Below are 13,525 nucleotides of genomic sequence, written 5' to 3'. Positions count from 1 at the left end.
TTAGGTACTGCCTGATGACGGAGCATGGTGAGTCCCTCGGCGCGCCGCCTGAGCTGCGGCGTGTCGAGCCGGGCGAGGAGGACCCGGCCCGCCCGGACGAGGTGTCCGGCGCCAGGTCGCGCGCGTCCGAGACCGAACCGGACGCGGCCCGGGTGGCCGTGCGCGAGACGGTCAAGCTCGATCTGTCCCGCCCCGCGGGCCCGGCCCGGACCCCGGACGGCTCCGACCGCGACGTCGCCGACGGTGACTACGGCGACGATGTCGTCGCCACCATGGACACGGTGCTCATCCCGCACGGACGGCCCGGTGAGGACGTCTCCACCATGGAGACGGTGCTGCTGCCGCGCGGGCGGCCCGCCGGGACGCGGCGCCCACGCGGCGCGCCGCTGCCGGTGGCGGCGCTCGTCAACACCGGCTGGGCCGCGCTGCAGTTGCTGGGCCCGCTGTTCCTGCTGACCGTCGCGGTGCGAGCGGCCGAGGGACCGATCGACTGGGCCCTGTCGCTGCGCTTCGTGCTGGCCGGCTGGCTGCTCGGCCACGGTGTCCCGCTCACCGTCGCGCTCGACGGCCGGCTCGGCGCGATGGAGCTCGCCCCGCTGGCGCTCACCGCGCTCGCGCTCTGGCGGGTCAGCCGGGCGGGCGTGCACACCACCCGGGCCATCGGCGCGCAGGGCAGCGGCTCGTTCCGGCAGGCGGCCCTGGCCGCGGGCGCCGTCGGGCTGGTGTACGGCGTCTTCGGCGTCGCCGCGGCCGCGCTGGCCCAGGCGCCCGGACTGCTGGTGCTGCCGTGGCGGGCCGGGCTGCACTGCGCGGTGCTCGGCCTGGCGGCCGGGGCGCTCGGCTCGGTACGCGCCGGTGGCGTGCTGCGCCGCCTCGCCCGGAGCACGCCGGTGCTGCTGCGCGACGGCGTACGGGCCGGGGTGGTGGCGGCGCTGCTGGTGCTCGCGGTCGGTGCGGGCGCGGTGGGGCTGGCCGTCGCGATCAACGGCGGCGAGGCCGCCCGGGACATGGCCGGGTTCTCGACCGGCGTGCTCGGCCAGGCCGGTCTCACCCTGCTCAGCCTGGCCTACGGGCCCAACCTCGCCGTCTGGGCCGCGTCCTACCTGCTCGGTCCCGGCTTCGCGGCGGGCACGCTGCCGCTGACGCAGCTGCCGGTGTTCGCCGGGGTGCCGGACGGCCCGCTGCGCGGGGCCGGCTGGCTGCTGACCGTGTTGCCGCTGCTGGCCGGGGCCGCCGCGGCGGTGCTGATGGCGCGCCGTCGGCTGCGGCCGCGCCGGACGCGGCACGGCGACGTGGTCACCCCGCCCGCCCGCTGGCTGCGGATGTGCGGCTCGGCGCTGGCCGCGGGCGTGGTGGCGGGGCTGCTGCTGGCCGCGGCGGCGTACGCGTCGGGCGGGGCGCTGCCGGTGACCGGCGCGGTGCGCACCGGGCCGGTGGTCTGGCAGGTGGCGCTGATGGCGGCGCTGGTCGTGACGCTGGGCGGGTTGCTCGGCGTGGCCGGGTTCTGGAGCTGGCGCGGGTTCCGCCGCCAGGCATGACGAAGGGCGGCCCGCGGTGCGGACCGCCCTTGTCGGCCGATCGGGCTGAGCCCGATCAGGAGGCGCCCGATCAGAAGCTGCTGCTGCTGTTCAGGAACACGGCCTGGCCGATGCAGCACAGGCAGGACAGCACCCAGATGCAGGCGCCGACGATGAGGGCCAGCTTCGACCACTTCTTCGACTCGGCCGCGGCGGCCTGGGCGCCGGCGTAGTCGCCCGCCGCCAGCAGCGGGTTGACCTTGTTGGCGTTGATGATGGCGGGGATGGCCAGCGGCCAGAAGAGGAAGATCGAGACGATCGACATCGTCATGTTGTTGTCGATCTGCGGCTGCTGCGAGCCATACGTCATTTCGGACTCCAGGGGTGTCGGCGGCTCGGAGGAGCCGGGTCAAACGACCGGAGTCTAATGGCATGCTGTGACGGATGTGACTGGTGGGACAGCTCGTATCTGCTGTCCCACCAGGCGAGCAACGGGACAGGTCCCGGTCCGCCGCGCGGGCGGGCCGGGACCTGTCCCGTTTGGTCGGAAATCCGATCAGCGGAACTGCTGATACTGGTCGAATACGCGGTCCTGCCAGCCGGTGGCGATCCCGCAGATGGCGGCGATCATCGCCAGTACGCCGAGCGCGATGGCGACCCAGCCCAGCCACGCCATCGAGGCCGCACCCTTCTTGACCTTGTTGAGGTGCATCGCGCCCAGGATGACCGCCGGGATGCCGCCGATGAACGGCGCGCCGTTCAGCCAGGGGCAGCAGCAGCACCCGGTGCCGATGATGCCGCAGGCGAGCCCGATCCAGCCCAGGATGTTGTGCTGCCCGCCGGCCTTCTGGTAGACGGTGCCCTGGCTGGGCCCGAGCGGCGGGGTGGGCGCCCCGATCGGGGGCGGGGGCGGCGGCGGGGGCGGCAGCGTGCCGCCGGTCCCGTAGACGGTGCCTGGACCCTCGCTGCGGTACGGCTCGGACACCGGCGGCGGGGGCGGCGGTGGCGGCGGTACGGGCGGGGACGGCTCGCCGGCCGGCTCCGGCCAGCCCGGCGGCGTGGACGCGCTCGCGTCGAGCGAGGGCGGGGGCGGCACCGGTGGCATCGGCGGCGGCGGGCCGGGCGGGCTCGGCGGCGGTGGCGGCGTGGGCGGTGGCGGTGCCGTCGGGTCGCTCATCGTGGACGGGACCGGCGGCTGGTAGGACGGCGGCGGAGGGCTGAACGGGTTGTCCACGCTGCCGGGCGGCTCCGGCCAGGGCACGCCGCCGGTGGCGGACGTGGCGGGCGGCTCGGGCGCGGAGTAGGTCGCCGGCGGCTCCGGCGCGGAGTACGTCGCCGGCGGCTCGGGCGTGGACGGCGGTGACACCGGCTCAGGTGCGGCGGGGGAGACCGGCTCGGGACGCCAGGTGCTGCCCTCCGGGGGCGGCGGCACGGGCTCGCCCGGGGGCGGCGGGACGTCCGGCGAGGGCGGGGCCGGCGGCTGGTCCTCCCGGGACGGCACCGGGGGCGGCCAGCTGGGCGGCTCCTCCTCCGGCCTCTCCGGCGGGTTCGGCGGTTGCGTCACGTGCGGCTCCTCGCGTTCGGCAGGACGTGCGGGGTGCCCGGCGCTGCTCCGGCCGGGGTCGACACGTTCTGGAATGCAGTTCTTCGCCCAATATCTACTTTCTTTGCGTGTTTGTCGGGCAAAACGCCGTAAACGGCGGTCATACCCGGCGCGGGCCGGGCCCGGCCTGCCCGATAGGGTGCAGAGGTGACCGCTCGCCTCGTCGTCCTGGTCTCCGGTTCCGGTACCAATCTGCAGGCTCTGCTCGACGCATGCGCCGACCCCGGGTACGGCGCGACCGTCGTCGCCGTCGGGGCCGACCGCGACGGCATCGCCGGCCTCACCCGCGCGCAGGACGCCGGGGTGCCCACCTTCGTCGCCCGCGTCCCCGACTACCCGAGCCGCCAGGCCTGGGACGAGGGCTTCACCGAGCTGGTCGCGGAGCACAAGCCCGACCTCGTGATCGGTGCGGGCTTCCTCAAGCTGGTGGGCGAGGCGTTCCTGGACCGGTTCGGCGGACGCTATGTCAACACCCACAACGCGCTGCTGCCCGCGTTCCCCGGCATGCACGGCCCGCGTGACGCGCTGGCGTACGGGGTGAAGCTGGCCGGGGCCACGCTGCACTTCGTCGACGGCGGCGTGGACACCGGCCCGATCATCGCGCAGGTCGCGGTGCCGGTGCTCGACGACGACACCGAGGACACCCTCTCCGAGCGCATCAAGGAGGCCGAGCGCGCCCAGCTCGTCGACTTCGTCGGCAGGCTGTCGCGCGACGGCTGGACCATCAACGGCAGAAAAGTGAGGGTGGGATGAGCGAGCGGAAGCCCATTCGGCGCGCGCTGATCAGCGTGTGGGACAAGACGGGGCTGGAGGGGCTGGCCGCGGCGCTGCGGCGGCACGGCGTCGAGATCGTCTCCACCGGTTCCACCGCGCAGCAGCTGGAGACCACCGGTGCGCCGGTGACCCGGGTGGAGGAGCTGACCGGCTTCCCCGAGTGCCTCGACGGCCGGGTGAAGACGCTGCACCCGCGGGTGCACGCGGGCCTGCTGGCCGACGTGCGCCTGGACACGCACCGCGCGCAGCTGGCCGAGCTGGAGGTCGAGCCGTTCGACCTGCTCATCTCCAACCTGTACCCGTTCTCCGAGACGGTGGCCTCGGGCGCGTCCATGGACGAGTGCATCGAGAAGATCGACATCGGCGGCCCGGCCATGGTGCGCGCGGCGGCCAAGAACCACGCCAACGTCGCGGTGGTCACCTCGCCCGACGCGTACCCGGTGGTGCTGGCGGCGCTGGAGGCCGGCGGCTTCACCCTGGCGGACCGCCGCGCGCTGGCGGCACGGGCCTTCGCCGACATCGCCGACTACGACATCGCGGTGGCCAACTGGTGCGCCCAGGAGCTGGCCCCGGCCGAGCCCGCCGCCGCCGACATCAGCTGGCCGGAGTACGCCGGTCTGGGCGTGTGGCGCAAGAACGTGCTGCGCTACGGCGAGAACCCGCACCAGGCCGCGGCGCTCTACATCGACCCGGCGGCCGCGCCCGGCCTGGCCCGCGCGCAGCAGCTCGGCGGCAAGGAGATGTCGTACAACAACTACATCGACACCGACGCCGCCTGGCGCACCGTGCACGACTTCGCGGGCGTGCACGCGGTGGCCGTGATCAAGCACGCCAACCCGTGCGGCATCGCGATCTCCACCGAGTCGGCGGCGGACGCGCACGCCAAGGCGCACGCCTGCGACCCCGTCTCGGCCTACGGCGGCATCATCGCGGTCAACTCCGAGGTCACCGTTGAGCTGGCGGAGCAGATCAAGGACATCTTCACCGAGGTGGTGGTCGCTCCGGCGTACAGCACCGAGGCGCTGGACATCCTCACCACGAAGAAGAACCTGCGCATCCTGCTGGCCCCGGCCTACCGGCCGAACCGGGTCGAGCTGCGGCAGATCTCCGGCGGCATGCTGGTGCAGACCCGCGACGACTTCTCCGCCGACGGCGACGACGCGGACCACTGGCGGCTCGCCGCCGGGGAGCCCGCCTCGGCCGAAGTGCTCGCCGACCTGGAGTTCGCCTGGGGCGCGGTGCGTGCGGTGAAGTCGAACGCGATCCTGCTGGCCAAGGACGGCGCCAGCGTGGGTGTGGGCATGGGCCAGGTCAACCGGGTGGACTCGTGCCGGCTCGCGGTGTCGCGCGCCGGTGAGCGGGCCCAGGGCGCGGTCGCCGCCTCGGACGCGTTCTTCCCGTTCGCCGACGGGCTGCAGATCCTGCTCGACGCCGGGGTCACCGCGGTGGTCCAGCCGGGCGGCTCGATCCGCGACGAGGAGGTCATCGCCGCGGCCAAGGCCGCCGGGATCACCCTCTACCTGACGGGCTCCCGCCACTTCGCGCACTGAGGCTCCCGACGACGAGTAAAGCTCCCGCCGCGCTGCCGGACAGCGTGACGGGAGCTTTACTCGTGGCGGGGCGGGTCAGCTCACGACCTGGCGCAGCTCCGCGAAGTGGCAGGCGCTGGGGTGCGGCTCGACGCCCCGGCGGATCAGCAGCGGCTCCTCGACCGAGCAGCGCTCCTGCGCCTTCCAACACCGGGTGCGGAAGCGGCAGCCCGACGGCGGGTTGGCCGGGGACGGCACGTCGCCGACCAGGCGGATGACGTCGCGGTGCAGCCGGGCGTCCGGGTCCGGCACCGGCACCGCCGACAGCAGCGCCTGGGTGTACGGGTGGGTCGGCCGCTCGTAGATCTCCTCGTCGGTGCCCAGCTCGACCATCTTGCCCAGGTACATCACACCGACCCGGTCGGAGATGTGCCGCACCACGGACAGGTCGTGCGCGATGAAGATGTAGGACAGGTTCAGCTCGCCCTGCAGCTTCTCCAGCAGGTTGATGACCTGCGCCTGGATCGACACGTCCAGCGCCGACACCGGCTCGTCGCAGACGATGATCTCCGGCCGCAGGGCCAGCGCGCGGGCGATGCCGATGCGCTGGCGCTGGCCGCCCGAGAACTGGTGCGGGTAGCGGTTGACGTGCTCGGGGTTGAGCCCGACCAGCTCCAGCAGCTCCTGCACCCGGCGGCGGCGGTCGCCCTTCGGGGCCACCTCGGTGTGGATCTCGTACGGCTCGCCGATGATGTCGCCCACGGTCATCCGCGGGTTCAGCGAGGTGTACGGGTCCTGCATCACCATCTGCACGTTGCGGCGCAGCCGGCGCAGCTCGCGGCCGCCCATCTTGAAGATGTCCTTGCCGCCGAGCACGGCGCGGCCGGCGGTCGGCGTCTCCAGCCGCATCAGCAGCTTGGCCAGCGTGGACTTACCGCAGCCGGACTCGCCCACGATGCCCAGCGTCTCGCCGCGGTGCAGCTCGAAGCTGACCCCGTCGACCGCCTTGACCGCGCCGATCTTCTTCTTGAAGAGGATGCCCTGGGTGATCGGGAAGTGCTTGACCAGGTTCTCGACCCGCAGCAGCGGCTCACCGGCCGGGCGCGGCGCGCCCTGCACGGCGTCAGCGGAGTGTGCCATCGAGCATCTCCTTCGCGAAGTGGCAGGCGCTGGTCCGGCCGTGGCCGAGGTCCAGCGATCGGGGTGTCGAGGTCGTGCAGACCGACTTGACGTACGGGCAGCGCGGGTGGAACGCGCAGCCGGTCGGCGGGCGCAGCAGGTTCGGCGGCAGGCCCTTGATCGTCGCCAGCTCGGTGCCCTTGGAGTCGAGCCGAGGGATCGAGTCGAGCAGGCCCTGGGTGTACGGGTGGGCCGGGCTCTTGTAGAGCGAGTGCACGTCGGCGTGCTCGATGATGCGGCCGGCGTACATGACCGCGATCCGGTCCGCGACGTCGGCGACCACGCCGAGGTCGTGGGTGATCAGGATCAGGCCCATGTTCAGGTCGCGGCGCAGGTCCGCGAGCAGGTCCATGATCTGCGCCTGCACGGTCACGTCGAGCGCGGTGGTGGGCTCGTCGGCGATCAGCACCTTCGGGTCCATGGCCAGGGCCATCGCGATCATGACGCGCTGGCGCATACCGCCGGAGAACTGGTGGGGGTAGTCCTTCACCCGGGCCTTCGCCGCCGGGATCTTGACCTGGTCCATCAGCTCGATCGCCCGCCTGGTGGCGTCCTTCTTCGACATGCCCGCGCGGGTGCGCAGCGTCTCGGAGATCTGCCAGCCCACCGGGAAGACCGGGTTCAGGGCCGAGAGCGCGTCCTGGAAGATCATGGCGATCTCCTTGCCGCGCACCTGACGGCGCTTCTCCTCCGGCATGGCGAGCAGGTCCTCGCCCTTGTAGAGGATCTGGCCGCTCGGGATCTTCGCGGGCGGCATGTCCAGGATGCCCATGATCGCCTGCGCGGTGACCGACTTGCCGGAGCCGGACTCGCCCAGCACCGCGAGCGTCTCGCCCGGGTCCAGGTGGTACGACACGCCGTTGATCACGCGGGCCACGCCGTCGCGGGTGTGGAACTCGACGAACAGGTCCTTCACCTCGAGCAGGTGCTGCGCACCGGCCCGGGGGGCGTACGAGGACTCGACGCGGATGTCAGTCATCTGCTTCACCGGAGCTTCGGGTCGAACGCTTCGCGGATCTTGTCGCCCATGATGATGAAGGCGAGCACCGTCAGCGCGAGGAAGGTGGACGGGACGAGCAGCGGGATCGGGTTGGTGCGGACCAGGCCGATCGGGGAGGCCGCCGAGATCTGCTGGCCCCACGACTGCGCCGGGGGCTCCAGGCCCACGCCGAGGAAGGACAGCGACGCCTCGGCCGCGATGAACGTGCCCAGCGCGATCGTGATGACGACCAGGAACGGCGCCAGCGCGTTCGGCAGGATGTGCCGCAGCATGATGCGCCCGCTGCCCGCGCCCAGCATCCGCGCCGCGGCCACGTAGTCCTGGTTCTTGGCGGTGATCACCGAGGAGCGCACCACGCGCGCCGCGGTGGTCCAGCCCAGACCGCCCAGGATGAGCACGAAGCCGGCGATGCGCGCGCCGTTGCCGCCGCCCGCGTTGTCGATGCGGTTCATCAGCACCAGGCCGGCCAGGATGAGCGGCAGGCCCAGCACGATGTCGACGACCCGGGAGATCACCGCGTCGATCCAGCCGCCGAAGAAGCCGGAGGTGAGCCCGGCGAGGATGGCCAGGAACCCGGCGAACAGCGCCGAGAAGAAGCCGATCATCATCGAGTTCCGGGTGCCGTAGATGGCCCGGGTGTAGACGTCGCAGCCCTGGTAGTCGTAGCCGAAGATGGCCGCCCCGGACGGGGCCGCGTTCTGGTTCGACAGCGAGCAGGCCAGCGGGTCGCCGCTGGTGAACAGGCTGGGCACGGCGGTGATGACCAGCACCAGCAGGGCGATCGCCACCGCGGCCCAGAACAGCGGGCGGCGGCGCAGGTCGCGCCAGGCGTCGGCGGCCGCGCTGCGCGGCTTGCTGACCTCCATGGTGTGCGGCTGGCCGGGGGCGTTGGGCTCACCGGCCGGGCCGGGGGCCGCGGTGTGCAGCTCGGTGGCGGTCACGGTCTCGAAATCACTCATTGTCTTCCGCCTACTCGTACCGGATCCGCGGGTCGAGCACCGCGTACAGCAGGTCCACGATCAGGTTCGCGATCAGGAACACGATCACCAGCACGCTGACCGTGCCGATGACGACCGGCGCGTCACCCAGGTTGAGGTTCTTGTAGAGCAGGTTGCCGATGCCCGAGATGTTGAAGACGCGCTCGGTGATGATCGCGCCGCCCATCAGCGAGCCCAGCTCGACACCGATGAAGGTGACGATCGGGATCAGCGAGTTGCGCAGCACGTGCACGCCGATCACGCGGCGGCCGGGCATGCCCTTCGACTTGGCCGTACGCACGAAGTCCGCGCGCAGGTTCTCCGCGACCGACGCTCTGGTCAGCCGCATCGCGGTGGCCACCGACAGCAGGCCCAGCACGATGCCGGGCAGGATCAGCTCGTACCAGGTGGGCGGGTTGTTCGCGGTGGCCGGGAAGATCGGGAACTTCACGCCGAACAGCAGCTGGCCCAGCGGCGCGAGCACCACGGTCGGGATGCCGATGATGACCAGCGTCAGGACCAGCGTCGAGTTGTCGAAGATGCTGCCGCGCCGGATGCCGGCGATCACACCGGCGGTCACGCCGAACACGATCGTGACGAGGATGGCGATGGTGGCGAGCTTCGCGGTGGCCGGGAACGCGTCCAGGATCATGGTGCTGATGTCGCGGCCGGTCAGGGACTCACCGAGGTTTCCGGTGACGAGGTCCTTGAGGTAGTACCAGTAGCGCTCGAAGAAGCCGTCGTCGAGGTGGAACTTCTCGGTCAGCTGGGCGCGCTGGGCTGCGCTGACCGGCTTCTCGCCGGCCAGGTTCTGGATCGGGTCGCCTTCGCCGCCGGCGAACATGAGCGCGAACACGATGAACGTGGTCCCGAGGAAGACCAGGATCATCTGTAGCAGGCGCCGCACTAGGTAGCGGAACATCGTCGAATTCTTCTCTCACCTGGCAGCACGATTAGGTACGAATTGCGTCTTTCGTACCACGGTGCCGCGGTCGACGTGGTGGCAGTGCGCGGATCCCGGCCTTCAGGGGCGGGGGAGGTGGGTTGGGGGCACTCAGAGCGGTGGTGGTGCCGGCCCGATCGGGACCGGCACCACCACCGTCAATCAGTCGTCAGCGGGTCAGCCGACCGACTCGATCTTGTTGAGGTCGACGCGGGTGAACAGGTCGATCGCGACGTTCTTCACCTTGGTCGAGTGACCGAAGACGTTCTGGCCGAAGCGCAGGGGCAGGACCGGCAGGTCCTTGGCGAGGATGTCCTCGGCCTCCTGGTACTTCTTGATGGCCTCGTCCGTGGTCGGCGCCTCGGTGCCGGCCTTGACCAGGCTGTCGAACTCCGGGTTGCTGTAGCCGTAGTAGTTCGACGAACCACCGGTCGAGTACAGCGGGCCCAGGTAGTTCTCCATCGACGGGTAGTCGAAGGCCCAGCCCAGGCGGAACATGCCGACGTCTTCCTTCTTCTCGACCTTGGTGAGCAGGTCGGCGAACTTCGGCTCCGGGGTGGCCACGCACTCCACGCCCAGGTTCGTCTTCAGCTGGTTGCAGGTAGCCTCGACCCACTGCTTGTGCGGGCCGTCGGCGTTGTAGCTGATGTTCAGCTCCTTCGGGCCCTTCGACTTCTCGTACAGCGACTTGGCCTCAGTGGGGTTGAACTCGCACGCCGTGCCGCAGGTCTTGTCGCGGTAGCCCGCGACGACCGGCGAGGTGAAGGAGTAGGCGGCCTTCTGCGAACCCTGGAAGATCTTGTTCGCGATCTCCTCGCGGTCGATCGCCATCGAGATCGCCTTACGCACGTCCACGTCCTTGAAACGCGGGTCGAACGTCGGGAACGCGAGGAAGGTGAAGCTCGACGACGGGGACTGCTGGAAGCGGTCGCCCAGGTCGCCCTGCACCGTCGACAGGCTCTCGGTCGGGATCTGCTTCACGACGTCCAGGTTGTTCGCCAGCAGGTCGGCGTACTCGGCGTCGCTGTTCTGGTAGATCTTGAACAGGGCGCCGCCGATGTGCGGCTTGGTGCCCGCGAACGCGTCGTACTTCTCGACCTCGACCTGGGAGTCGTGCTGCCAGGTGCCCTTGATCTTGAAGGGGCCGTTGCCGATCGGCGCCTCCTGGAAGTCCTTCTTGAGGACCAGCGGGGCGGCGGTGTCGCTCTCCCACGCGGCCTTCGGCAGCGGGTAGAACGCGGTGTAGCCCAGCAGCGCCTTGAACTCGCTGAACGGCGCGCTCAGGGTGACCGTGAAGGTCTTGTCGTCGACCTTCTTGAGGCCGGTGAGGGTGCTCGTCTCCGGCTTGGTGGCGGCGTCGGCCGGGTTGAGCGCCTTGAAGCCCTCGATCTTGTCGAAGAAGTAGTTGTTCTTCGCCGCGTTGGGCCCGTACGCCGCATAGTTCCAGGCGTTGATGTAGCTGTCGGCGGTCACCGGCTCGCCGTTGTGGAACGTCCAGCCGTCCTTCAGCTTGACGGTCCAGGTCTTGTTGTCGGTGGTGGTGATCTCCTGGGCCGCGACCTCGAAGGGCTTGTTGGCCTCGTCGAAGTCAACCAGGGGGGCGAACAGCGCGGACAGCACCTGGGAACCACCGGTTTCCGAGGTGTTGGCGGGGGAAAGGAACTGTGGTTCGGAAATACCGATCGAAACCACGCCGTTCTGGTTGGCGCTTCCCGAGTCGCCACCGCTCTTGCCACAGGCCGTCAGGCCCAGGGTGACAGCGAGCGGAAGTGCGGCCCAGGCGGCGAGCCTGCGGACCTGCATTGAGCCTCCTCATCTCCTACGCCGCACCAGCAGTCGGCAGGCTGACCTGCCGTTGTCACGCAGTGCAACGTGCGGCAAAGGTAGGACGAAGCTCGGCCCGGCACCAAACCCGTGAATTGCAGATTCGCAACGGTCTCAGCGTGGACTACTTGCGCATCTGACCCGGCTTTGGTATTAGAGACCAGCCTGCTATATGGGCGGATCTAAGCCAGTATGCCCGATTCAATGCGTGACCGGAACGACAACAGGCTGTCACATGGTGGGATGCGGCTCCGCCCGAATTGCCCCTAAAAGGCGTCCCGGATACTGGAAGATCCTGCCACCAAGCGCACACGGTGATCTATCCCACTGCTACCCACAGTTAGTTCCCCAGCTAAAGGGCCAAATGATCGACGGCGGTCAGCGCGGTCGCTACCGCCCGTCCGAGCAGGATCCGCGAAAATGACCGGGAAACGGGCGCGCGCCGAGGCGGCAAAGAGGCCGCCGACCGGCATAGTCGGTGAGGCCGGGCGCTCCAGCCCACACCCGCCGCACCCCAACGGGCCTCGATAGAGCCCGCGGGCTATGGTGCGGTTCGTTACACCTTCGTCACAGGGCCGCTGGTTACCGCCAGACGTCCGCCAGCAGGGAGTATGTGCCAATGGGCAAGAAGGTCACCGTCGTCGGCGCCGGTTTCTACGGGTCGACCACCGCGCAGCGCCTGGCCGAGTACGACGTCTTCGAGACCGTCGTGCTCACCGACATCATCGAGGGCAAGCCGGAGGGCCTCGCGCTGGACCTCAACCAGTCGCGGTCCATCGAGGGCTTCGAGACCAAGGTCGTGGGCGCCACCACCGGCACCGACGGCTCCGGCTACGAGGCCATCGCCGGCTCCGACATCGTCGTGATCACCGCCGGCCTGCCGCGCAAGCCGGGCATGAGCCGCATGGACCTGCTCGAGGTCAACGCCAAGATCGTGCGTGGGGTGGCCGAGCAGGTCGCCAAGCACGCCCCGAACGCCGTCGTCATCGTCGTGTCGAACCCGCTCGACGAGATGACCGCGCTGGCCCAGCTCGCCACCCAGTTCCCGAAGAACCGGGTCATCGGCCAGGCGGGCATGCTGGACACCGCCCGCTTCACCCACTTCGTCGCCGAGGAGCTGAAGGTCCCGGTCGGCTCGGTGAAGACGCTGACCCTGGGCTCGCACGGCGACACCATGGTGCCGGTCCCGTCGCGCTGCACCGTGAACGGCAAGCCGCTGTCCGAGCTGCTGCCCGCCGACAAGATCGAGGAGCTGGTCACCCGCACCCGCAACGGCGGTGCCGAGGTCGTCGCGCTGCTCAAGACCGGCTCGGCGTACTACGCCCCGTCGGCCGCCGCGGCCCGCATGGCCAAGGCCGTGGCCGAGGACTCCGGCGAGGTCATGCCGGTCTGCGCCTGGGTCGACGGCGAGTACGGCATCGAGGGCGTCTACCTCGGCGTCGAGGCCGAGATCGGCGCCGCCGGCGCCCGCAAGGTCGTCCTCACCGACCTCACCGAGTCCGAGCTGGCCGGCCTCAAGGAGGCCGCCGAGGCCGTCCGCGCCAAGCAGTCCGACGTAGCCGGCCTGTAAGCCAAAGGAAGGGCACCTTCTTAACGCTATGCGTTGTAGAAGGTGCCCTTCTTAACGCGCCCGTGTCCTGGCAGGCCGCGCCCGCAGCGGTCGGTCGCGGCAGCGGCGCGGTCGTCGGTCAGGTGGGCAGGCAGCGTGGGGCGCGGTCCGAGGCCGGCCAGACGTAGGGCAGGTCGGACGGCTCACCGCCGAACAGCGGCTGGTAGAAGTCCGGGTCCTTGCGCAGGAGCGCGGAGCGGTGGGCGGCGTGGAACGCCTCGTCGCCCAGCCACGGCGGGAGGTCGCCCGTCTCGGCGAGCGCGCGCTGGGGGCGTACCCCCACGATTCCGCACGCGGACCGCAGGTCGGTCAGGAGGGTGGCCGCGCACGTGTCCGCGCGGTCCGCCGCCGACCAGGCGGCACACGTCTCCAGGCCGTAGCGGACCAGTGCCTCCTCATACCCGGCCCACATCTTCACGGCGGGATGGTGCCGCCAGCCGTAGCCGGGCACGATCAGCCCGCGCAGCACCTGGATCGCCTCCACCCGCTGCTTGCCCAGCCGCCGCGGATCGAGCACCCCGGCGCTCAGCGCGAAGTCCGGATAGGGCAGAAAAGTCTGCACGTCGGGGC

The 13,525-nt window shown here is 70.6% G+C and carries 12 protein-coding genes; 4 read left to right on the top strand and 8 right to left on the bottom strand.

Annotated elements, in window-relative coordinates; genetic code table 11:
* The first annotated feature begins 14 nt into the window (after window positions 1-14).
* Window positions 15-1,538, top strand: coding sequence for a cell division protein PerM (locus tag Cba03nite_RS03015; RefSeq protein ID WP_203741514.1), 1,524 nt, complete (start codon window positions 15-17; stop codon window positions 1,536-1,538).
* 70 nt (window positions 1,539-1,608) lie between these two features.
* On the opposite strand, the gene Cba03nite_RS03010 is transcribed toward Cba03nite_RS03015, so the two are convergent.
* Both Cba03nite_RS03010 and Cba03nite_RS03005 read right to left on the bottom strand, forming a co-directional pair.
* Complete coding sequence (locus Cba03nite_RS03010; RefSeq protein ID WP_203741512.1) at window positions 1,609-1,887, bottom strand: CD225/dispanin family protein; 279 nt, start codon at window positions 1,885-1,887, stop codon at window positions 1,609-1,611.
* 186 nt (window positions 1,888-2,073) lie between these two features.
* On the bottom strand, window positions 2,074-3,081 hold the full coding sequence (locus tag Cba03nite_RS03005; RefSeq protein ID WP_203741502.1) for a DUF4190 domain-containing protein: 1,008 nt from the start codon (window positions 3,079-3,081) through the stop codon (window positions 2,074-2,076).
* 186 nt (window positions 3,082-3,267) lie between these two features.
* Here Cba03nite_RS03005 and purN point away from each other — a divergent pair, with 186 nt between their 5' ends.
* Window positions 3,268-3,873, top strand: a complete 606-nt coding sequence (purN, locus tag Cba03nite_RS03000) for a phosphoribosylglycinamide formyltransferase (RefSeq protein ID WP_203741500.1) — start codon at window positions 3,268-3,270, stop codon at window positions 3,871-3,873.
* Window positions 3,870-5,444, top strand: a complete 1,575-nt coding sequence (gene purH / locus Cba03nite_RS02995; RefSeq protein ID WP_203741498.1) for a bifunctional phosphoribosylaminoimidazolecarboxamide formyltransferase/IMP cyclohydrolase — start codon at window positions 3,870-3,872, stop codon at window positions 5,442-5,444. Before purN ends, purH begins: the two co-directional genes overlap by 4 nt.
* Window positions 5,445-5,519: 75 nt before the next feature.
* Here the strand turns inward: purH and Cba03nite_RS02990 are convergent, their stop codons facing one another.
* The 5 genes from Cba03nite_RS02990 to Cba03nite_RS02970 all read right to left on the bottom strand — a co-directional run bounded on the left by Cba03nite_RS02990 (window position 5,520) and on the right by Cba03nite_RS02970 (window position 11,325).
* Entirely contained in the window at window positions 5,520-6,563 is a 1,044-nt protein-coding gene (locus tag Cba03nite_RS02990) for an ABC transporter ATP-binding protein (protein WP_203741496.1), read from the bottom strand.
* Window positions 6,547-7,581, bottom strand: coding sequence for an ABC transporter ATP-binding protein (locus Cba03nite_RS02985; RefSeq protein ID WP_203741494.1), 1,035 nt, complete (start codon window positions 7,579-7,581; stop codon window positions 6,547-6,549). The genes Cba03nite_RS02990 and Cba03nite_RS02985 overlap by 17 nt, the downstream gene beginning before the upstream one ends.
* A 5-nt stretch (window positions 7,582-7,586) precedes the next feature.
* Window positions 7,587-8,561, bottom strand: coding sequence for an ABC transporter permease (locus Cba03nite_RS02980; protein ID WP_203741493.1), 975 nt, complete (start codon window positions 8,559-8,561; stop codon window positions 7,587-7,589).
* A 10-nt stretch (window positions 8,562-8,571) separates the two neighbouring features.
* Window positions 8,572-9,501 (bottom strand): ABC transporter permease, encoded by a 930-nt coding sequence (locus tag Cba03nite_RS02975; RefSeq protein WP_203741491.1) that lies wholly within the window; start codon window positions 9,499-9,501, stop codon window positions 8,572-8,574.
* A gap of 198 nt (window positions 9,502-9,699) precedes the next feature.
* Window positions 9,700-11,325, bottom strand: a complete 1,626-nt coding sequence (locus tag Cba03nite_RS02970; protein ID WP_203741489.1) for a peptide ABC transporter substrate-binding protein — start codon at window positions 11,323-11,325, stop codon at window positions 9,700-9,702.
* A 640-nt stretch (window positions 11,326-11,965) separates the two neighbouring features.
* On the opposite strand from Cba03nite_RS02970, the gene mdh reads away from it, so the two are divergent.
* Window positions 11,966-12,916, top strand: coding sequence for a malate dehydrogenase (gene mdh, locus Cba03nite_RS02965; protein ID WP_203741487.1), 951 nt, complete (start codon window positions 11,966-11,968; stop codon window positions 12,914-12,916).
* A 118-nt stretch (window positions 12,917-13,034) separates the two neighbouring features.
* Here the strand turns inward: mdh and Cba03nite_RS02960 are convergent, their stop codons facing one another.
* On the bottom strand, window positions 13,035-13,517 hold the full coding sequence (locus tag Cba03nite_RS02960; RefSeq protein WP_203741485.1) for an MSMEG_6728 family protein: 483 nt from the start codon (window positions 13,515-13,517) through the stop codon (window positions 13,035-13,037).
* Window positions 13,518-13,525 lie beyond the last annotated feature (8 nt).

Source organism: Catellatospora bangladeshensis (genome assembly GCF_016862575.1).
GTDB lineage: Bacteria > Actinomycetota > Actinomycetes > Mycobacteriales > Micromonosporaceae > Catellatospora > Catellatospora bangladeshensis.
The sequence above is the reverse complement of the archived record's forward strand: the minus strand, read 5'-3'. Positions and strand labels throughout refer to the sequence as shown.